Source organism: Alteromonas sp. 4NH20-0104, from assembly GCF_057547795.1.
The window spans coordinates 134,835-154,998 of the sequence record NZ_BAAJLP010000001.1; the positions used below are offsets into that span (position 1 = coordinate 134,835).

Here is a 20,164-nt window from a genome sequence, read left to right on the forward strand (position 1 = left end):
AAATTGCTGGCAGCAGGCGGTCATTAGGAGTTTGCAACCTCGGTGGTATCAACTTGTTCGCCAATAAGACCAAAGCGGCGCTGACGCTCACTGTAATCCTTAACGGCCAGATAAAAGGCTTCTTCATTGAAATCAGGCCACAGCACATCGGTAAAATACAACTCGGCGTAGGCACATTGCCACAACAGGAAGTTGCTAATGCGATGCTCGCCACCGGTTCGTATCAACAAATCCAGTTCGGGTAAGCCCTGGGTAGACATGTGCTGATCAAAAACAGTTTCATCAATCTGCCCGGCGGTAAGACTACCATCCTGTACTTTATCAGCCAGTTGTCGGGCGGCATTAACGATATCCCAACGGCCGCCGTAGTTGGCCGCAATGTTAAGAACCAACTCCTGATTATCGGCGGTCATGGCTTCCGCTTTGTTGATTTTATCAACCAGCTTGCGGTCAAAGCGTGAGGTATCACCCAGCACCTTTAATCGCACGCCGTTTTTATTTAATCGTTTGGCTTCACTGTTTAACACCAGGTTAAACAGGTCCATTAAAACACTGACTTCTTCTTCCGGACGTTTCCAGTTCTCGCTGCTAAAAGCAAACAACGTGAGTGACTGGATGGCATTTTTGCGTGCAAAGCGCACAGCAGCGCGCACTGATTCCACACCAGCACGGTGCCCGAAAGTACGAATCTTCCCTTTCTTTTTGGCCCAGCGGCCGTTGCCATCCATAATGATGGCAACATGCTTGGGCATATTCAGCAACGCCAGTCTTTCGTCCAGCGTTGCTTCGTCAGTCTGCGATCGCGACATGATCTTATTTATACTTCCATTAACTCAGTTTCTTTATCAGACAGCATGTTATCAACTTTTTTGATAAATTCATTGGTTAGTGTCTGGATATTTTCTTCACCGGCGCGACTTTCGTCTTCGCTGATTTCTTTTTCTTTGAGTAATTCTTTGATGTCGCTGTTGGCATCACGACGGATATTACGAATAGCAACCCGCCCCTGCTCGGCTTCGTTTCGCACCACACGAATAAGGTCTTTACGACGTTCTTCCGTTAATGGTGGCAGTGGAATACGGATTGTGGTGCCGGCACTCATCGGGTTCAAGCCCAGATCGGCCTGCATAATGGCCTTCTCAACCGCTTGAATTGAGCTCTTATCAAAGACGGTTAACGCTAACGTGCGGCTGTCTTCGGTAATAACGTTTGCTAACTGACGCAGCGGCGTGTCAGCACCGTAATAAGACACCTGAATACCATCGAGTAAGCTGGGATGCGCACGACCGGTACGGATTTTACTCAGTTGGCCTTTTAACGCAGTGATACTTTTTTCCATGCGCTCTTGCGCATCTAATTCGATTTCATCAATCACGGTAATATCTTCCTGTATTTTTATTCGGTTACGCTTTCGACGTGGTCGATCAAAGTGCCTTCAGGTTCGCCCATGACGACCCGCTTCAGGCAACCAGGTTTGTTCATATTGTACACACGGATAGGTAAGCTGTGATCCCTCGCCAGCGTAAAGGCTGACAGGTCCATTACTTTTAATTCTTTTTCCAGCACGTCCTGATAAGACAGCTGCGAGTACAGCTTTGCTTCGGGGTTTTTCACCGGGTCATCACTGTAAACACCGTCAACTTTAGTGCCTTTTAAAACAGCGTCGGCCTCAATTTCGATGCCGCGTAAGCATGCTGCTGAGTCAGTCGTAAAGAAAGGATTGCCGGTACCGGCAGAGAAAATGACCACGCGGCCAGACTTCAGTAGGCTAATCGCTTCTGCCCAGTTGTAGGCATCACAAACGCCATTAAGAGGAATGGCAGACATCAGACGCGCATTAACAAAGGCGCGATGCAGGGCGTCTCGCATAGCCAGCCCGTTCATCACGGTTGCCAGCATACCCATGTGGTCACCCACCACCCGATTCATACCCGCTTTGGCGAGTCCTTCACCACGAAACAGGTTACCACCGCCGATAACCAGTCCAACCTGAACACCCAATTCTACCAGTTCTTTGATTTCCTGGGCCATGCGGTCGAGCACTTTGGGATCAATACCAAAGCCTTCATTCCCCATTAACGCTTCGCCGCTAAGTTTAAGCAGGATGCGACGGTAGGCGGATTTTGGTGCGATGCTCATTGTTGTTTTTTCCTCTTGATTCGGCTTGGGTCATATTTTGTACACAAACTATGAGCCAAACCGACTTAATCGGTCGTCATCTTTGGATATCACTGATTCAGCCTTTTCAGCTATAAAAAAGCACCTCCGAAGAGGTGCTCGTAGTGTATCCGACATTGGCCGAATGCAAAAGTCAAACCGCTAATTATTTCTTAGCAGCTGCCATTTGCGCAGCAACTTCGGCTGCGAAGTCTTCAGACTTCTTCTCGATACCTTCACCTACTTCAAAGCGAACAAAGTTAACGACGTCAGCGCCGTTAGACTTCAGTAATTCGCCTACTGATACAGAAGGATCTTTAACGAAAGGCTGGCCAGTCAGGCTGATTTCGCCAGTGAATTTCTTCATGCGGCCAACAACCATCTTCTCAGCGATTTCAGCTGGCTTACCAGACTGCATCGCGATTTCGATTTGGATAGCTTTTTCTTTCTCTACTACTTCAGCAGGAACCTGTTCAGGCTTAACAAACTGCGGGCTTGAAGCCGCAACGTGCATTGCTACGTCTTTTGCCAGATCTTCTTCACCACCGGTTAAGATAGCTACTACGCCAATACGGCCACCGTGCACGTAGGCGCCTAAGTTGTCACCTTCAACAGTCAGTACACGACGTGGAGAGATGTTTTCACCGATTTTAGCAACCAGTGCGTCACGTACGTCGCTAACAACGCCGCCTTCGATTTCAGAAGCGTTCAGCTCTTCGATGTCGTTCAGGCCTTTTTCGAAAGCAACGTCCAGCAGTTTGTTACCAAACGCCAGGAAGCCTTCATCACGTGCTACGAAGTCTGTTTCACAGTTAACTTCAAGCATGGTCGCTTTGCCTGCTTCAACTTTAGTCAGGATTACACCTTCAGCTGCAATACGACCGGCTTTTTTAGCGGCTTTCGCCTGACCAGACTTACGCATGTTTTCGATGGCCAGTTCGATGTCACCATCAGTTTCAACTAACGCTTTTTTGCAATCCAGCATGCCGGCGCCAGTACGCTCACGCAATTCTTTTACGAGTGCTGCAGTCACTGCCATTTTCAATTCCTCAGCAATATTTAAATTCAGAGTAAAAGGGGCGAACGCCCCTCTTAATTAATTCTTAATCATCGATCAGATTCGATCGGTACAACTAATCTGAGGCTCAGATGAGCCTCAGATTAAGCAAGCAGATTACTCAGCTGCTTCAACAAACTCGTCTTCAGCTTGTACTTCCAGGTTGCTGTTGCGACCTGCGCTTACTGCGTCAGCAGCAGCGTTTAAGTACAGTTGAACGGCACGAATTGCATCGTCGTTACCAGGGATGATGTAATCAACACCATCTGGGTTTGAGTTAGTATCAACAACAGATACAACCGGGATACCCAGGTTACGGGCTTCAGTTACCGCGATGTGCTCGTGATCGGCATCGATTACGAACAATACGTCAGGCAGACCGCCCATGTCTTTGATACCACCCAGGCTGCTTTCCAGCTTGTCCATTTCACGCTGAAGCATCAGCGCTTCTTTTTTGGTCAGCTTTTCGAAAGTACCGTCCTGGCTTTGCTGCTCAAGGTCTTTAAGACGCTTGATTGACTGACGAACAGTTTTCCAGTTAGTCAGCATACCGCCCAACCAACGCTTGTTCACATAGAATTGGTCACATTTCTGTGCTGCTTCTTTTACTGCATCACCGGCTGCACGCTTAGTACCAACGAACAGAACTTTACCTTTCTTGGCAGAAACGCCAGACAGGAAGTTAAGAGCTTCGTTGAATAAAGGAACAGTTTTTTCCAGATTGATGATATGAACTTTGTTACGAGCGCCAAAGATGTAAGGTTTCATCTTAGGGTTCCAGTAACGGGTTTGGTGACCGAAATGCACGCCGGCTTTCAGCATGTCACGCATAGAAACGTTTGCCATGTTTAATTCCTCAATTGGGGTTAGGCCTCCATACACCCTTTGTATCGATCCGCTGTCACCGGCTAGGTAACGCAGACACCCCGACACGCAGTCACAGTGTATGTGTGTTTTAATTTAAGTAATGTACTTATATAAAGTAACCACAGCCATTTATATGGACAAAATCCACAGTAATGACACGGTTAATTCAAAAAGCGCGCGCTTTATACCATGTAGCGCCCGCCATCTCAAGTTAAAGTTAGGTTTCAAGGCGCTGAACACACCATTTTAAGCACGCTAAACCCCACAGGCGCTATACACAAGCAGCGGTATTCGCTAACATACAGCCTTTTGAAAATGACGAACGAGTAGCAAGTCTTTATTCCGTCATTTATTCAACCGTCTAAAATAAAGAGGACTCAGGTGGCAGCAATAATTAAAACCGCTGAAGAAATCGAAAAAATGCGCGTAGCCGGAAAGCTGGCTGCAGAAGTATTAATGATGCTTGGCGAACACGTTAAAAAAGGCGTGACAACCGAAGAGCTTAATACTATTTGTCACGATTACATTGTTAACCAGCAACAAGCGATTCCAGCGCCACTTAATTACGGACACCCGCCGTTCCCTAAATCGATCTGTACTTCGGTGAACCATGTTATCTGCCACGGTATTCCCGCTGATAAAAAGCTCAAGGACGGCGACATTGTTAATGTCGATGTTACTGTGATCAAAGACGGCTATCACGGCGACACGTCAAAAATGTTTATGGTAGGTAAGCCCAGCATTATGGCCGACCGTTTGGTGAGAGTGACTCAGGAATGTCTTTATAAGGCTATCAAGGAAGTCAAACCCGGCATGCGCCTGGGCGATATTGGCCATATTTGTCAGACTCACGCTGAAGCGCACAATTATTCGATTGTTCGCGAGTACTGCGGACACGGCATTGGAGCAGGCTTTCACGAAGAGCCGCAAATCGTTCATTACGGCCGTCCAGGTACCGGTGACGAACTGGTCCCCGGCATGTGCTTTACCATTGAACCCATGGTGAATGCCGGTAAGCGCTATTCGAAAATACTGCCCGACCAGTGGACAGTAGTCACCAAAGACCGCAGCCTCAGTGCACAATGGGAACATACCCTGCTGGTCACCGAGGATGGTGTTGAAGTGCTGACCCTTCGGGACGATGAAGATCTCGAGAGAGTTTATCACCACAGTTAATTGCTAATGCCGCCTCAGGGCGGCATTCGCTTGCTTAAGCGGCAAAAAGTGCCGGGTTAATCCCTGCGGATTAATTCACAGAGTGTTCTGAAGTATTCATTGGGTGAGTTGTGAAATTAAAATCGTTATGTGAAGAAATCGCTACCATCGACGCTGTCGACGACATCAAATCGATCAAACATCTGGTGTCACAAAGTTACAAGTGGTTAGAATCAGCCTTTACACTGCAGCCCATCGACGAACTGGTGACCGGTCGCGCGATATTTATCGACACCCTGCTGCAGCGCCTTTGGTCACTGTTTGGTCTGGCCAATGAAAAAGGCCTGACCCTGTGCGCCGTAGGCGGTTATGGTCGTGGGCACTTGCAGCCCTATTCAGATATCGATTTGCTGATTGTCAGCAAAAAACCTCTCAAGCGGGATGTACAGGAAAAAGTCGGCCAGTTTATTACCCTGCTGTGGGATATTAAGCTCGATGTCGGGCAGTCGGTGCGCACCATAAAAGAAACGGTAAAACTGGCCAAGGAAGATATCTCCATTGCGACCAATCTGGTGGAAAGTCGTATGCTCAGTGGCTGCGACCAAACCTTTGTGGACATGTGGCACGCCGTAAACGAAAAAGATACCTGCTGGACCAGCAAGGCCTTCTTTGCCGCCAAATACGACGAACAAAAAGCCCGCCACGCGAAGTTCAATGGAACTTCATACAATCTTGAACCCAATATTAAGGAAAATCCCGGTTGTTTACGGGACATTCAGTCGATTGGCTGGGTCGCTAAGAAGCATTTCAAAGAATACGATGGCAAAGGCCTGGTGGGGCATGGCTACTTCACCAAAGACGAGCTCGATGAGTTAGTCGAATGTCGCATGTCCCTCTGGCGCATTCGCTTTGCCCTGCATCTGGTCGCCGGACGCAGCGAAAACCGCTTATTGTTCGACTATCAGCCGGATGTAGCCGCCATGATGGGTTACGGTGACGACAGTAAAACCGCGGTTGAAAAAATGATGCGGGCCTTTTTCCGCACTGTACGTCGCATCAGCGAACTTAACCAAATGCTGCTACAGCGTTTTCGCTATGACATGCTGAATCAGACTATTCAGAGTCGCAAAACCATCAACGACGATTTTTGTTTGATCGACGGCAATATTTCACCCACGCATAATAATGTGTTTGAATCGCCCGAAGCGATTCTTCAGTTTCTGAAAACTATTGCGGATACACCAGAGACGCAGGGCCTCGATACCAATTGTATCCGCCAGTTACGGAATGCCCGCCGCCGCTTTCAATCGGCCTATTATGTAGAGCGACCAGCTTGCCGAACGCTTATTCTGGAACTCTTCAAGCACCCGCACTTTTTTGATTTCGCCTGGGACATTATGCATCAGTACGGCATTTTGCAGGCCTACCTGCCTGAGTGGGATCACATTGTGGGCATGATGCAGTTTGATTTGTTCCACGCCTACACGGTGGATGAGCATACGCATCGCCTGGTAAAGCATGTTAATCACTATTTTCAACCACACAATACGGAGTTCCCTCGCTGTGGCCGCATAGTACGGAATTTCGACAAGCCTGAGTTGATTTATATTGCCGCAATCTTTCATGATATTGCTAAAGGCCGCAATGGCGATCATTCTACGCTGGGTGCGAAGGACGTCGCGATTTTCTGCGAAGCCCACGGTATTGAAAAAGCCGATGCTGAACTGATTGCCTGGCTAGTGGAAAACCACCTGCTGATGTCGGTGGTGGCGCAGCGCCGTGACATTTACGATCCGGATGTCGTTAACGACTTTGCAATGGCCGTGCGCAGTCATGCTCACCTTAATCTGCTGTATGTACTTACTCTGGCGGATATTCGTGCAACTAACGATAACCTGTGGAACGACTGGAAAGCATCGCTTTTAAGAGAGCTTTACAGTATGACCCAAAAAGCGTTGGATAATGGCCTGCAATGCGGTGTTACGATGCGCGAGCGGGTTGATTCACACAAATCAAAAGCCCTTAAAATGCTGACGGCCGCCAAAGCAGACCCGGCTGGCCTGGATACCTTATGGTCGCGCTTTGAAGACGACTATTTCGCGCGCTTCAAGCCCGAACAAATCAGTTGGCACACCCAGGAAATTCTGGCTTTTGAGCTCGACCACGAAGCTGGCGAGATGCTGATCAAAACCAACAATGACCTGGCCAAAGGCGGCACAGAGCTATTGTTATACGGCGAAGACCGCCCGGCCCTGTTCGCTCAGATTGCTTCAGTGCTCGATAGCCGCAATTGCTCTATTCACGATGCCCATATCGCAGTTACCCGCGATGGTCACGTGTTTGACAGCATTCTTATTTTAGAAAACGACGGTTCGCGCATTGAGGGCGAATCACGACTACGCTCCATAGAACAGGCCATTGACGAGCAATTGTCTAAGCCCGGACGCAGTCATAACAATACCCGCAAGCTTTCCCGCCAGCACAAGCAACTGGATGTGCCGGTTAAAGTGCGCTTCTATTCTTCACAGGATGATGCCACATTAATTGAGCTGGAAGCATTGGACGCGCCGGGAATTCTTGCTAAAGTCGGTCACGCATTCGTAGACTGCAATCTCACATTAAAATTAGCCAAAATTGCCACAATCGGTGAACGCGCGGAAGACGTGTTTATCGTATCGAATGAGCATGGCAAAGCCCTGACGCCGGAAGAACAGACGACGCTTAAAAAGCGGATATTGTTTAAACTCGATCAACTTGAAGATATCAACATACCATGACTGAATTAAAAGCCATTATTGAAGCGGCCTTCGAAGACCGCGCAAGTATTACACCTTCCGCTGCACCTGCTGAAGTTAAACAAGCGGTAAGCGATGCCATTGCCTTACTCAACAGCGGCGAAGCACGTGTGGCCGAAAAAATTGCCGGTGAATGGGTTGTCCACCAGTGGCTGAAAAAAGCAGTATTGCTGTTTTTCCGCCTGCACAATAATGACGTAATGGAAGGCGCAGAAAGCCGCTTCTACGACAAAGTGCCACTAAAATATGCCGATTACACTGCCGAGCAGTTTGCTGCTGACGGCGTTCGTATTGTGCCACCAGCGGCAGTACGTACCGGCTCTTTCGTAGGCAAAAACGTAGTGGTCATGCCGTCTTATGTCAACATCGGCGCATACGTTGGTGAAGGTAGCATGGTTGATACCTGGGCCACGGTTGGGTCTTGTGCACAAATTGGTAAAAACGTACACCTTTCTGGTGGCGTTGGCATTGGCGGTGTACTAGAACCCCTCCAGGCTAACCCGACCATCATCGAAGACAACTGCTTCATCGGTGCCCGTTCTGAAATTGTAGAAGGCGTTATCGTTGAAGAAGGTGCGGTGATTTCAATGGGCGTTTACATCGGCCAGTCTACCCGTATTTATGACCGTGAAACCGGTGAAGTCCACTATGGCCGTGTTCCTGCTGGTGCGGTTGTTGTGCCAGGTAACCTGCCAAGCAAAGACGGCAAATACAGCCTGTATGCTGCCATCATCGTGAAAAAGGTGGATGCAAAAACCCGCGCTAAAGTAGGGATCAACGCCCTGCTGCGTGGCGCTGAATAAGCATTTAGCGGTTACGGTAAAAAGGCGCCTGACGGCGCCTTTTTACTTTTATTTAAACAGCGGTACTAACCGGTTGTACTGATTTATTCTTGTAGCCAAATCGCAAGAGTACTTCGCCGGTTACATCTACAACATGCGCCGTTGCCGCAATACTCCAGATTTGTTCCTCTATGGCCTTGGCCTTATGCAATGCATACAGGCTAACGTATTTTAGTTCTGCACTGATTAACGTCATGTCGGGCTTAGTTGTCGGCGTCAGGTATATTTCTACCGCCATAAACTCGCCACGGTACATAGCTTCTTCAATAAAACGCTGGCAACTTTGCGCGTCATTAAAGCTATTGGCCAAACGGGCAATTATCGCCTTCTTCCCCTGCTTGGCAGTGGAGTCATAGCTCAGCATCACTAATTCCCGCATTGGCAAAGCCACTGATTTAATAGAGTTTAAAGTACAACTTTGCAGGATGCTGTCGCCACTACTATCCCGGAACAAAAACTCAATATTGGCACAATTGTTTTCACCGTTATGGCAAACCAATTGATTTAACTGAATATCACTATCGCTTAATATTGCCTGCGAGGGCACTAACCTGACCCCCTGGGCTGACAGTAAAAATGCAAAGTTCGGATTATTACGGGCATTGATACAGCGCAATGTCAGTGTAATGCCTGGCACGTCCTCTTCTGTTATATAAGAATCCAGACTATGAGCCTGACGTTCAATGACTTTATCGGCAAACTGCCGGGCGGTTTCGCCCAAGACACCTTCTGGAGGGCTCAGGTTCAATAATTTTTGCTCTGCATTGATAGCCTTAATTTCAAAGATCAAGGCGGCACTTTCTGTTGTACCCTGCAAGCTGACGGATTTTGGGCACATCAGCCTGACCCGATCGCCAACATTACCGCCATAAGTCGAGGTTAACTCCATGGTGATGTGGTCAACTGAGACCTCATTAATTAGGCCTTTGGCTAACTCATCTTCACTCTCAGCAACCAGTTTGGAAGGCGCTCGTAGCAAATAAGCGGTCTTCTTTTTGTGCTCGTACAGTCGGTATGGATAAACATTAACGGGATGAAGCGGTTGATTCCCTTTACCTGAAAATACTTTCAATTCTGCAAGCCTGCTCCTATCAATCACGTGGGTAGCATAATGCTCCTGAGCAGATTGTGAAGTGACATCCGTGATATGAACCGTATATCGCAACTGTTTTAAATGAGACTGTAATCTGGCAGACGGCGCAATATTCAGGCCTTTCACCTTGTCGTTAAAGCTGCCCGGAATCGAGGAAACGATGTTAGCCTGACTAAGGTTAATTTCGGTCATGCTCAGCTTAAAGACCCTCCAACTGACCTTTCTGGCACCAAACCCCAAAAACAGGGACTTTAACTGGCTATCCCTGGCAAGTTCGGTATCCGATGCCGAATAATACTGAATGGCGCCAGCATTAAAATGGATAAACGAATACACAAAGAGTGGTTTGGATTCACTTAAGGTTATTTTGAGTTGGGAAAGACGACTTGCGGTGAGCAAATAGCTTATCTTTAAATCATGATTTTCATCTTGCCAGTAATCCAGAACGCCCCGATTGATACCATTTACGAGAATATAACGGGGTATCAGCGATTGTTGCGTCTCATCAATGAAAACAGGTAACGTAGGTGTATCAGAAGAGATATACTGCTCTGCTGATTTATTATTAATCGCCTCAGTAGTGTTAGCCAGGTTTACCTTATAGCGCCGCTTATTCCCATGAATAAACTGCTCCAGAAACTTATCAAACGATGGCGAAGATAAACTGTTCTCTCGATGCAGGATCAAATAATGCGTGTCGTTTTCAACTCGACTGGTAATTACTGAATAAGCGATACCATTTTGCTTATCCATTGCAAACTCGTCTTCCAGCCCTCGAAAGAAAATCATTAATCGTTGCTGTGGCTGAAACTTGAGTCCGTTGGGAATTTTAAGGCGCAGGGCAACCTGCGAAATATCAATACTGGTGACATGAAAGCTATTCTCGGATTCATCCTGAATCTCAATAGCTACAGCAAAATTCATCCGTTCATGACTACGATTTGCATAATTAAGCAGTTCAATAAGCGGAATATCGAAAGGTCTCAGTAACGCGCTGTCGGCGTTTTGTAATGACGCATTTTCTTCCTCTTTAGCCTGCTGCTCAGATACCCTGCGCATAACTTTAAAATTATTTTCGGTTTCCATTACCGCTTCATAGACACCAAAACAATACAGGCCGTAGATTTTCAGTTTTGCATGAAATTCAGCTTCACCAACAGGATCTAAATAGTGTTTTCGGCCTTCGTGTTCAAAGAGTCGGCACTCTCCGTCAACCAACCCGCGTAAATCTATATTTCGGGTACAGGGTTTGGCTAATCGTTTGAGCTCCATCTTAATCAGGAAGCGTTTACCCGGTGGAATATCTTGGGTCAACTTTTTGAAAATTGCGTCAAATTCCACAGTATTTACCAGTGGTTTCAACTTATTGAAAATATCCTTGTATTCGATGAGTTCCTGATCCATTTCACTTCTTATACTGCGATTGCAGTGTTGTAGAACAATGCTCATTTATGCCGGATGCATAATGCAATTAGTACAAATTCAAATCTACTATTGCTATTGAACCAATTGCAATACACAATTCGTATAATTCCTATAAGTTATCAAACAACACAACGGATTGATGTTGCCCTAACCGCCCAATATCCAGCTTAAAAACTCTTCAATTATTGTTCATATTTGGTTGCCCATTTTCTCGTGCTAACGATAGTGTAGATTTTCGAATCACGCGAATTATTTGCGTGGCGTTATCAAAAATATATAAGGCTACCCGGAACGGGCGCAATTTGCTCAATTCATGCACAGTGCTAGTATAAAGTTCTTGTTATTGCATGTTTCATGAAGTATAGTGGAACAAGGATTACTGCGTAACATCAGTCTAAAACTAAAATTAAGGATGATAGTATGCGATTACCTCAAATCGTCAGCGCCACATCATTAGCGCTGCTACTGGCATTTAGTCAGGACGCTAGCGCATTTTCTGGTACGACTGAAACCACGAAGTACTGTGTTGACGAAGACTGCAAAACACAGTTGCGTAACTTGGTACAACTGGCCAGAAATGGCAGTGGTCGGGCAGCCGCCATTGTTGCCATGGCTTATGCCTCCGGCGATGGCTTTGAGAAAAACCTCGATAAAGCCGAACACTATATAATTCTTGGCGCACGCTTTCGCGATCCGGTAGCCGCTTATCTCATGGCGGATTGGTTGCGCAATGGTTTTGTACTCGATCAGGACATTGCCAAAGCCGATGAAATGCTCGATCTTTCCATTAAATATGGTTATGCGCCGGCCATGTATGATAAAGCACTGAAGATTCTGAAATCCGGCGATAGCGATAAAACGGATCAGGCGGTGGCTTTACTCGAGAGTGCTGCTGAACAAAGCAATATGCGAGCGATGTTTCTGCTCGCACGTATGAAAGAAACCGGCACAGGTGCTGCCAAAGATGTAGAAGGCGCAGTGGATTTATTTCAGCGTTTAGCCCGGGCCCGAGATCCAGAAGCCATGGAATACCTGAAAGATCTGGCCGAGCGTTCTACTAATGCTAAACAGGATTCTGCCATCCTCGCTAATCTGGAATTAGATAAAAACATGGAAGTCATTGAAGTAAGAGGCGAAGCCTTTGAAGTAACACTGGTACTCGATGGCCTGGTGGATACGTTGGTAAGCAGCGGAAAGTACGATCAAAATTCAATTGGCAGCCGGATCCGTGGCGTAAGCTGCAATGAGTCTATCAAATGCGGCAGTATAAAACCCAGCGATGACCCTGCAGCCAGCACGATATGGGAATTAATTAGCGGACGTAAACGCTGGCGGTAACAGATGCTTTAGTAACCCCAGCCCAAGATACTTTTAAACTGCATTCAAAGAAAAGGCGCCATGTGGCGCCTTTCGTGTTTGAGTCTGCTACTTTAATCTTTCTGAGCCTCGCGGGCTTGCTCAGGTTGAACAGGCACTTGTTTATCAGTGGATTTACCAATCCCCTGCCAGTGCTGTTTAGGGTTAATAATCACAGGCCGGGTGAGCACCAGGTTATTCGGGTATGCGATCTCTTCATCATCTTTGGTAATTAAACGCGTGGTGAATAAGTTAATCTCAGCGATATAGCCTTCCATGTAATTATCACCATCGATAATACGAATGAAATTGCCCTTGGTATAAGAGTTCTGAAACAGCAACACAAAGTAAGAAGTGATATTGCTCAGCAGCGACCAACTGGCAAACAGCGCAACCCCGGTAAGCGCAATAATAGACGTGGAAAGTACAATCAGGCCACTAAAATCAACACCCCACACCAACAACAAGATTGCAATGGTGATAACGCCGGTGATTAACCTGGCCGTATGATAGGTTTTCTTCCGAGCTTCTTCACTCAGCTTGCTACTCGTAGCCAGTTTCTCGATTTGCGGTAACAGTAACCGGTTAACACCCATAAAGATAATAAGCACCAGTACAGTGACAATCAGATTGGACATGTAAAATGTTGCCCAGTCGGTAAAACGACTCATCACATCATTCATAATAAAGCGAATCCTCAGGCGTGCTGGTATAAGCGCTGTTAACCGAGCAAACGAAAGGCGCCGGTCAGCGCCTTTCAAAGAAAGTTTAAGCGATCAGTTTATCCTGAATGCCTTTGAACCAGTTAAGTACATCCTGCTCCGGTTCCAGTGTTTCCATTGCATCCACTTCCAGCATGTCTGCTACCGGAAAGCCCTGTAATTCTGTTAACAGTTCCTGGCAAATTCTGCCGCCGCCACAGTAGGAATCACCGTAACTGCTATCGCCTAAGGCAGCTACCGCGAAAGGCTTTTGTTCAAGCAGCGGGAACTGAGTGCGTAGCTCATCAATGGGAAACTCCAGGTTAGGCGGTAAGTCGCCGGAACCGGTAGTTGAGGTTATCACTAACAATGCCTGTGGATCGGTAAAGTCGCTGACATCCGGATCCTTCAATACTTCAGCCTCAATGCCTTGATCTTCGCAATAAGCCTGTACTTCTTCTGCTACATTTTCTGCGTTACCGTAAACCGAACCGACGATGATATTCAGGGTTGTCATGGACCTACCTTACTTTTTGACTCCAGGTTAAAAACGGCTGCCAGCTTACCAATAACTGCTCAATTTCGCTATCGACTTGCGTCTTAATAGTTAGCCATTCACCGCTAACCGGATGATAAAACCCCATGGAAATACAGGTCAGCATTAACCGATGATTAGAAAACTGTTCACGCAAAAAACCATTTTGCTTACCATCACCATGAGTCGTATCACCCACAATGGGATGACGCAAATGTTGCATGTGACGCCGCAGCTGATGTTTGCGCCCGGTATGAGGCGTTAAGCCTACCCACGAGTACCTGGCCGTTGCGTAACGTCCTACCGCAAACGGTAACTCGTAATGGGCCAGCGGCCAGTAATCAGAGTGGGCGGTTTGCGGGGCAACCTGTTTAGTGCGATCGGCATCGGCATATTTATCCCAGCGGTATTTCAATGCGTAATCCACCATCCCGGCCGACTTTACATAGCCCCTGACCAGCGCCCGGTAAGACTTTTGCATTCCATTGCTCATCATTTGCGCATTCATTGCCGAAGCCGTTTCGCTATCCAGTGCAAATAACAGTAAACCAGCGGTTGGCCGGTCCAGTCGGTGTAGCGGATACACATGCCGACCAAGCTGGTCACGCAGCAACTGCACTGCGAAGCGGGTTTCGTGCTTATCAATCGGGCTGCGATGCACCAGTAAACCGGCCGGCTTATAAATGGCCACGATGTACTCATCCTGATACACCACGTTTAATTCATTGTTAGCCATGTTGTGACTGACTCCAGCTATCGAAACGCACCAGAACCCGTTGCACAGACAGGTGATTACCCTGCCAGGTGACTTCGGCCATAGGCTGAATTTGCATGGGTGGAGGTACGGTATGAGTTTTCAGCAAAATCTGTAAACGTGGAATAAAGATAAACTGTAGCCACTGCTCAAAAGCAAGCGTGTCACAGGCGAAGGGCTGCTGGCTGGCCAGCGCTTCCTGTGAAGGCGTAATCGCCGACCACAAACCCGCAGCTTTTAAACTCTCTTCCAGCTCAAACAACAAATCTGAGCCCTGCTCAATGGATTTGGGATCATGAATCATTACGCGCTTACTCCAATGCCTGTTACACTATCGGCAAATTTTGTCATAGTAAAAATCAGCATGAATTCAAAAAGTATTCACTCGCTGAGCGAGTTTTTATTACATGCGGGCACGGATTATCGCATTTTTGATTTAGGTCGTGGAGTTTATCCTGTTGCCTCGCAAACATTTTTAGATATCGAAAACGGTAAAGTATGCCCTCCCCGCCCTCGTCAGCAACACGCCTGGTATGCCGTGGTGTTCTGGCAAAAAAACCCTCAGGCGCAACGCTATATCTGGTTTGTTAAGTTTCCGCTGGATGAACAGGGTTTACTGATTCAGGCTTCGCGCAACCATTTTTTACAAATCATCGTCGATGCGCTGGGTAACCAGATTGCCGGAGAGCAAGGCAGTGATGAATTGCCGGATAACCCCTATACCTTTGTACCCAGTCAACAGCTGATGGCGCAATTTTCAGCCATTGCCCGCCAAGCGCTGGACGATGCCAAAAGCGAGGCACTCGAACAAGCCAAGCAATACCTGCAAGCGCCAGCCATTATCGACTGGCAGCAATTACCGGTTCAGGCGATTGCCGATCTCGCGGTGGCTATTGATGAAAAACAGGCTGCACACATTATCGAAAACTTCGGACACTTCAGCGAGCCGTTTTTAGATACGCTGTTCAGCAGTCTGGAAAGCGTATCGCTGCCTGACAACCTGCAAACCTTTTTTATAGCGCAGCTCAGTCTGGTAGCCGAAGATGAAGCGCAGAAGCACAGCATGCTGGGCCTGCTCAGAGCGTTAAGCACGCCTGAGTATCATCCGCAAATCAACCAGGCGCTGAATGAGTTGTTAGACAAAATATCGCAGCCTGATATGCATTTACTGAGCGTGATCGCCGGGCGACATGATGCGCAGTTAGATACCTTAACCGCGCAGCGGTTTTTAGAAGCTGCGGCTAAGGCGGATGCCGATGGAGCCTATAAGCATGAGTTATTTATTGGCCTGTTTAGCGATTTGGTGCAAATTCCAACGCTGCGACGCACTATGTTAACCCTGGCCCGCGCCCATCAGGAAAACCCGCTAATGCAAGCGCCTCTTAGCGCACTCTTTAACAAGGCTGGATAAGTTTGAATTTATTTGATGTTCTGTTATTGGTGTTACTGTGTGCCGGCGCTGCTTTTTTCTGGCGGATCCGTACGATTTCCGAGTGCGCGAACCAGTACCTTCAGCGTTATTGTGAACAGCAACGTTTGCAACTGGTAAGTGTGGCCAGAAAATCCACCCGCCCTATGTTTTTCCGGGGAAAGCTGGATTGGCGTAGCGAATTCCTGTTCGAGTTTTCATCCACCGGTGATGATTGTTATCAGGGGGAATTAGTACTGAATGGTTTAACGGTAGTGAAAACCGAAACGCCGCCTCACCGAATTAATACCCACTGACTTTCAACCATAAAAAAACGGTGGCCTAAGCCACCGTTTTCTTTTGGAATTTTGAGACTCCTTCTCAGCGTAAGTGCAATAATAAGCCATGCTTAAAATCCCGCACGCAATTCCTTCTTATTCTGCTTCACAGCAGACCACCTTTCCCTAGGCGTATCCCTTTCCGTTTTCCCTGATAATCTTTACATCCTGTAAAGCATTCTCCAATCCCGGAGTTGTCCTTCGCCATCCTGGCTTATTCCATTCCTACTGGCATCCCAGCCTCTTCCGTAAATCCTCAAGGTTCATTCCATTAAACCGGATTCCATTTATCTTCCTGATATCGTCATCCTGACGCGTATCCTGTTGCCACTTCCTGGCATTGCCTTCCTGGCAAATCGCATTTCCTTGCGACAGGTTTAGAATACGCCGATGAGAAAAACCTGCCACCGGTGGATTACACCAATGAGGCGATTTTTCCTTGTAGGGTTTCATGAATAATTCAATAACCTATATATTTCATAGCCTTATCCAAAAGTGTAAGGTTAAACCGGGCAAAACAAACCGCTTATTCGTACATCTGTGTAGGAAATGTCTTACACGATGTGGGTACAGTTTGCCGGGCGGCTCATTTTCCTGATGCTAAGGCTGAGTTTGCGATGACATTTATGGCTTGTCTGCTGGCATCACAAAAACTTCTCTTACACAGGCCGTCTTGCTGCTCGACAGCGCATAGATCACCGCTTCAGCAATATCCTCGGGGGCGATTTTGTCTTTTTTCGGTTCGTCAAAAAACGGTGTATTCACCATGCCCGGGCAGATGGTGGTGCACTTGCCGCCCCACTCACGCATTTCCTCCGCCAGGTTCATGCCAAACCCGTAGGCAAACCATTTGGTAGCGCCATATACCGAGCCTTTAAGTGTCATGCGACCGGCTGCGGAACTGGTTAACAGAAAGTGCCCTTCACTGTCTTTCAGATATGGCAAACTGGCTTTGGCCGTATAGAGCAAGCCATTAATGTTGGCACCCAACATGGTAGACCACTCGTTAACGTCGCCTTCTGCCACGCCCGGAGAGTTCACGCCGGTACCGGCATTGGCGAAAACACCGTCGATGCGGCCAAATTTGCTATGGATGTCTGCAAATGCACTGCTTAACGTATCAAAGTCGCTGACATCCGCTTTTAGCGCATAGGCCTTGTCTTCACCCAGTTCACTAACCAGATCGTTAAGCTTATCCAGACGTCTGGCCAACAAGGCAACGTGATAGCCCTTTGCCACCAGCGCCCGGGCGGTTGCCTCACCGATACCACTTGAAGCACCGGTTATGGCGATGACTTTTGTTTTGGTTTGTTGTGTTACTGACATTATGACTCCTGCCTGCTAATTCGATTTACGCTACCAGCTCACTGATTTTGCCCACAAACGCGGGAATGTCGTCAGGATTTCTACTGGTTACGAGCTTTCCGTCGTGGACAACCTCGTTGTCTTCCCAGGCAGCACCGGCGTTAAGTAAATCGGTTTTAATACTTGGAAACGACGTGACTTTGCTGTCGCGGGCCAGTTCTGACTCAATTAACAACCAAGGGCCGTGGCATATAGCTGCAATCGCCCGAACCCGAGTTTCAGCGTGTGCGCGTTTAATAAATGATACGGCTTGCTCGTTATTTCGCAGAATATCCGGGTTAATCTGACCACCCGGCAACACTACCGCGTCGTAATCGCCTGGCGCAGCAGCGTTAACCTGTTTATCAACGGCCACTTCCTCACCCCATTTGTCCTGGTCCCAACCGGTTATTGTGGTCTGCTCGTCAATAGAAAGCACGTCTACCTCAGCGCCCTGCTCAACAAGCATTTCTTTGGGTTTGATTAATTCACTCTGCTCAAAGCCACTGGTTGCCAGAATCGCGATCTTTTTACCTTGCAAATTAAATTGATTGCTCATATTAAACACTCCTGTGACAAGTTAGTTTTAAAGTTTTGCCTGACTGACATTGCAGCAACATTTGTTCCAAACGCATAAACATATGATTTAAAATAAAATTTATAAATTTATGCGTTTTCAAAACGGTCTCTGGAGGAAAGTTTTGCAGTCAGTGTGAAGGACTTACAGGACCAGGCTATTAAAGTAATAAGTCACTGGTCACGCTAAGTTTATGCGGATATCCGGTAGTAAAATAGCACCTTCTGCTGTGCGCGAAGCAGCATAATAACTGTATAGCTTTTCACAATAATAACTCTGGCAGACCGTAGAAAATGGCACTTCACTATCGTCCGCTCGTAATTTGGTTGCACTGGCTGATGGCCATAATGCTGGTTATTGTCTGTTTATCGATGGAATTTATTACCCTTTACCCAAGAGGGAGCAGTGGTCGAACACTGATGTTATCCACCCATTACCTGTTAGGTCTGGTTATCCTTATTCTGGCAGTCATCAGGCTGTGGTTATGGTGGCGCAGTGAGCCGGTTGAAAAGCCCGACCAGGCACGCGTGCAAAAGTTTGTGGCGAAGGCGGTTTTCATACTGCTATATGGCCTGATGATCACTTTACCGATAATTGGCTGGGTGGATATTGGTTTGTGGAATGTGTCGGTTTCAGCTTTTGGCTGGCAACTGCCACAAATAGCCTCGCCAGACAGCCTCATGGCGGAAGAGCTATCCCAGGTTCATATTTTAATGGCAAAAGCCGGCTATGGGCTCGTTGGGCTGCATGGCGCCGCCGCCCTTTATCATCACTTCATATTAAAAGATGCCACACTGAAAAGGATGTTACCACGCTTCCGCCAGCGGGCTTAGCCGGCAGCCAGAGCCTGACTAACGCCAGGCCCTGATGATATCGCTGCCATAAAAACGGCTATCAGGGCAGATATGCACCGCCACAAACCGGATTATAAGTGCCAGTAACGTGAGATGCTCCCTCACTGGCCAGGAAGCGTATTGTATTAGCCACGTCTTCCGGCTGCGCAATACGTTGGTTTGGCGTAATGCTGCGAATAAATTCTTTAAACTCTTCCGGAGCCTGTTTAGTGGCATCTGTTTCAACCATGCCCGGCGCAACAATATTGGCGGTGATCCCGTAAGGACCAAGTTCCTGAGCAAGGTATTTATTGAAGCTGTCCAGTGCGCCCTTTGCTGAACCATGAGCAATAAAGCTGGGGGCTGGCGCTTCTGAAAGCGTACTGGAAATAAACACAAGCCGTCCGAACTGCTTCTCTTTCATGCTCTTAGCAGCTAATTGCGCAGTAACATACGAAGCATGCATTTCATCATTGAGTTTCTGGGCAAATTCATCCCAACTCTGATCAAGAAACGGCTTGGGTGTAAAGTTCATGTTGGCGTTGGATACCAGTACATCCACCCCACCGAATTCATCGTTTATTTTACTAAACATGGCCGCCACCTGAGAATCATCCCGCACATCGGCCTGTATAGCTACCGCTTCGCCACCTTGCGCAATAATACTTTGCGCCAATTCTTCGGCAATGGCAGCGCTATTTACATAGTTGATAAAAACACGGTAGCCCTCTGCAGCCAGCGCCTTCACCGTTGCGGCACCAATACCTCTTGCTCCACCAGTCACCAATGCGTTACGAGTTGTCATTTTTTACTCCTTTATATCAGTTCGGTTTACCTGTTCTCACGGTGCAATGATACCTTATCTCAATTTTACCAGCCTGGTATGGATCAATGGATTAGCTTACGGCTTGTGTGCAATCAGTACTT

Annotated in this window: 20 protein-coding genes; 7 read left to right on the forward strand and 13 right to left on the reverse strand. The window is 47.5% G+C overall.

The genetic code is table 11. From position 1 onward, the window contains the following. Nucleotides 1-23 precede the first annotated feature (23 nt). The 5 genes from uppS to rpsB form a co-directional block, all read right to left on the reverse strand. Complete coding sequence (uppS, locus tag AC27IB_RS00615; RefSeq protein WP_487118179.1) at nucleotides 24-809, reverse strand: polyprenyl diphosphate synthase; 786 nt, start codon at nucleotides 807-809, stop codon at nucleotides 24-26. An 8-nt stretch (nucleotides 810-817) separates the two neighbouring features. Next, nucleotides 818-1,375 carry a ribosome recycling factor gene (gene frr, locus AC27IB_RS00620; RefSeq protein ID WP_487118181.1) on the reverse strand — a complete coding sequence of 186 codons (558 nt, stop codon included), beginning with the start codon at nucleotides 1,373-1,375 and terminating at the stop codon, nucleotides 818-820. A gap of 20 nt (nucleotides 1,376-1,395) precedes the next feature. Then, nucleotides 1,396-2,139, reverse strand: coding sequence for a UMP kinase (pyrH, locus tag AC27IB_RS00625; RefSeq protein WP_487118183.1), 744 nt, complete (start codon nucleotides 2,137-2,139; stop codon nucleotides 1,396-1,398). Between the two features lie 184 nt (nucleotides 2,140-2,323). Continuing rightward, the gene (gene tsf / locus AC27IB_RS00630; RefSeq protein ID WP_487118185.1) at nucleotides 2,324-3,196 is read right to left on the reverse strand and encodes a translation elongation factor Ts; all 873 of its coding nucleotides are present in this window, start codon (nucleotides 3,194-3,196) and stop codon (nucleotides 2,324-2,326) included. Between the two features lie 135 nt (nucleotides 3,197-3,331). Then, on the reverse strand, nucleotides 3,332-4,060 hold the full coding sequence (gene rpsB / locus AC27IB_RS00635; protein WP_105935044.1) for a 30S ribosomal protein S2: 729 nt from the start codon (nucleotides 4,058-4,060) through the stop codon (nucleotides 3,332-3,334). A 402-nt stretch (nucleotides 4,061-4,462) separates the two neighbouring features. Between rpsB and map the strand changes: the two genes are divergently transcribed. The 3 genes from map to dapD all read left to right on the forward strand — a co-directional run bounded on the left by map (nucleotide 4,463) and on the right by dapD (nucleotide 8,834). Continuing rightward, on the forward strand, nucleotides 4,463-5,257 hold the full coding sequence (map, locus tag AC27IB_RS00640) for a type I methionyl aminopeptidase (RefSeq protein WP_296048779.1): 795 nt from the start codon (nucleotides 4,463-4,465) through the stop codon (nucleotides 5,255-5,257). Nucleotides 5,258-5,367: 110 nt separating this feature from the next. Continuing rightward, entirely contained in the window at nucleotides 5,368-8,013 is a 2,646-nt protein-coding gene (glnD, locus tag AC27IB_RS00645) for a [protein-PII] uridylyltransferase (RefSeq protein WP_296048782.1), read from the forward strand. After that, on the forward strand, nucleotides 8,010-8,834 hold the full coding sequence (gene dapD, locus AC27IB_RS00650; RefSeq protein ID WP_296048784.1) for a 2,3,4,5-tetrahydropyridine-2,6-dicarboxylate N-succinyltransferase: 825 nt from the start codon (nucleotides 8,010-8,012) through the stop codon (nucleotides 8,832-8,834). The genes glnD and dapD overlap by 4 nt, the downstream gene beginning before the upstream one ends. Before the next feature lie 52 nt (nucleotides 8,835-8,886). Here the strand turns inward: dapD and AC27IB_RS00655 are convergent, their stop codons facing one another. Continuing rightward, nucleotides 8,887-11,370, reverse strand: a complete 2,484-nt coding sequence (locus tag AC27IB_RS00655) for a PilZ domain-containing protein (protein WP_487118188.1) — start codon at nucleotides 11,368-11,370, stop codon at nucleotides 8,887-8,889. 441 nt (nucleotides 11,371-11,811) lie between these two features. Between AC27IB_RS00655 and AC27IB_RS00660 the strand changes: the two genes are divergently transcribed. Beyond that, on the forward strand, nucleotides 11,812-12,729 hold the full coding sequence (locus AC27IB_RS00660; RefSeq protein ID WP_487118190.1) for a tetratricopeptide repeat protein: 918 nt from the start codon (nucleotides 11,812-11,814) through the stop codon (nucleotides 12,727-12,729). 92 nt (nucleotides 12,730-12,821) lie between these two features. Here the strand turns inward: AC27IB_RS00660 and AC27IB_RS00665 are convergent, their stop codons facing one another. The 4 genes from AC27IB_RS00665 to AC27IB_RS00680 form a co-directional block, all read right to left on the reverse strand. Next, nucleotides 12,822-13,430 carry a mechanosensitive ion channel domain-containing protein gene (locus AC27IB_RS00665; protein WP_296048788.1) on the reverse strand — a complete coding sequence of 203 codons (609 nt, stop codon included), beginning with the start codon at nucleotides 13,428-13,430 and terminating at the stop codon, nucleotides 12,822-12,824. A gap of 85 nt (nucleotides 13,431-13,515) precedes the next feature. After that, complete coding sequence (locus AC27IB_RS00670; RefSeq protein WP_296048789.1) at nucleotides 13,516-13,965, reverse strand: flavodoxin domain-containing protein; 450 nt, start codon at nucleotides 13,963-13,965, stop codon at nucleotides 13,516-13,518. A 4-nt stretch (nucleotides 13,966-13,969) separates the two neighbouring features. Continuing rightward, entirely contained in the window at nucleotides 13,970-14,719 is a 750-nt protein-coding gene (locus AC27IB_RS00675; protein WP_296048790.1) for a pseudouridine synthase, read from the reverse strand. Further along, nucleotides 14,712-15,041 carry a YqcC family protein gene (locus AC27IB_RS00680; protein ID WP_487118193.1) on the reverse strand — a complete coding sequence of 110 codons (330 nt, stop codon included), beginning with the start codon at nucleotides 15,039-15,041 and terminating at the stop codon, nucleotides 14,712-14,714. Before AC27IB_RS00680 ends, AC27IB_RS00675 begins: the two co-directional genes overlap by 8 nt. Nucleotides 15,042-15,101: 60 nt before the next feature. Here AC27IB_RS00680 and AC27IB_RS00685 point away from each other — a divergent pair, with 60 nt between their 5' ends. Beyond that, the gene (locus AC27IB_RS00685) at nucleotides 15,102-16,148 is read left to right on the forward strand and encodes a DUF3549 family protein (protein ID WP_296048794.1); all 1,047 of its coding nucleotides are present in this window, start codon (nucleotides 15,102-15,104) and stop codon (nucleotides 16,146-16,148) included. Nucleotides 16,149-16,150: 2 nt separating this feature from the next. After that, on the forward strand, nucleotides 16,151-16,462 hold the full coding sequence (locus AC27IB_RS00690; protein WP_296048796.1) for a DUF3301 domain-containing protein: 312 nt from the start codon (nucleotides 16,151-16,153) through the stop codon (nucleotides 16,460-16,462). Between the two features lie 645 nt (nucleotides 16,463-17,107). Here the strand turns inward: AC27IB_RS00690 and AC27IB_RS00695 are convergent. Both AC27IB_RS00695 and AC27IB_RS00700 read right to left on the reverse strand, forming a co-directional pair. After that, nucleotides 17,108-17,809 (reverse strand): SDR family oxidoreductase, encoded by a 702-nt coding sequence (locus tag AC27IB_RS00695; protein WP_296048799.1) that lies wholly within the window; start codon nucleotides 17,807-17,809, stop codon nucleotides 17,108-17,110. 25 nt (nucleotides 17,810-17,834) lie between these two features. Beyond that, nucleotides 17,835-18,386 (reverse strand): type 1 glutamine amidotransferase domain-containing protein, encoded by a 552-nt coding sequence (locus AC27IB_RS00700; protein WP_296048801.1) that lies wholly within the window; start codon nucleotides 18,384-18,386, stop codon nucleotides 17,835-17,837. A 311-nt stretch (nucleotides 18,387-18,697) separates the two neighbouring features. On the opposite strand from AC27IB_RS00700, the gene AC27IB_RS00705 reads away from it, so the two are divergent. Next, nucleotides 18,698-19,237 (forward strand): cytochrome b, encoded by a 540-nt coding sequence (locus tag AC27IB_RS00705; protein WP_487118196.1) that lies wholly within the window; start codon nucleotides 18,698-18,700, stop codon nucleotides 19,235-19,237. 61 nt (nucleotides 19,238-19,298) lie between these two features. Here the strand turns inward: AC27IB_RS00705 and AC27IB_RS00710 are convergent, their stop codons facing one another. Next, a complete protein-coding gene (locus AC27IB_RS00710) occupies nucleotides 19,299-20,042 on the reverse strand; it encodes an SDR family NAD(P)-dependent oxidoreductase (protein WP_296048805.1) in 744 nt (247 codons plus the stop codon). Between the last annotated feature and the right edge of the window lie 122 nt (nucleotides 20,043-20,164).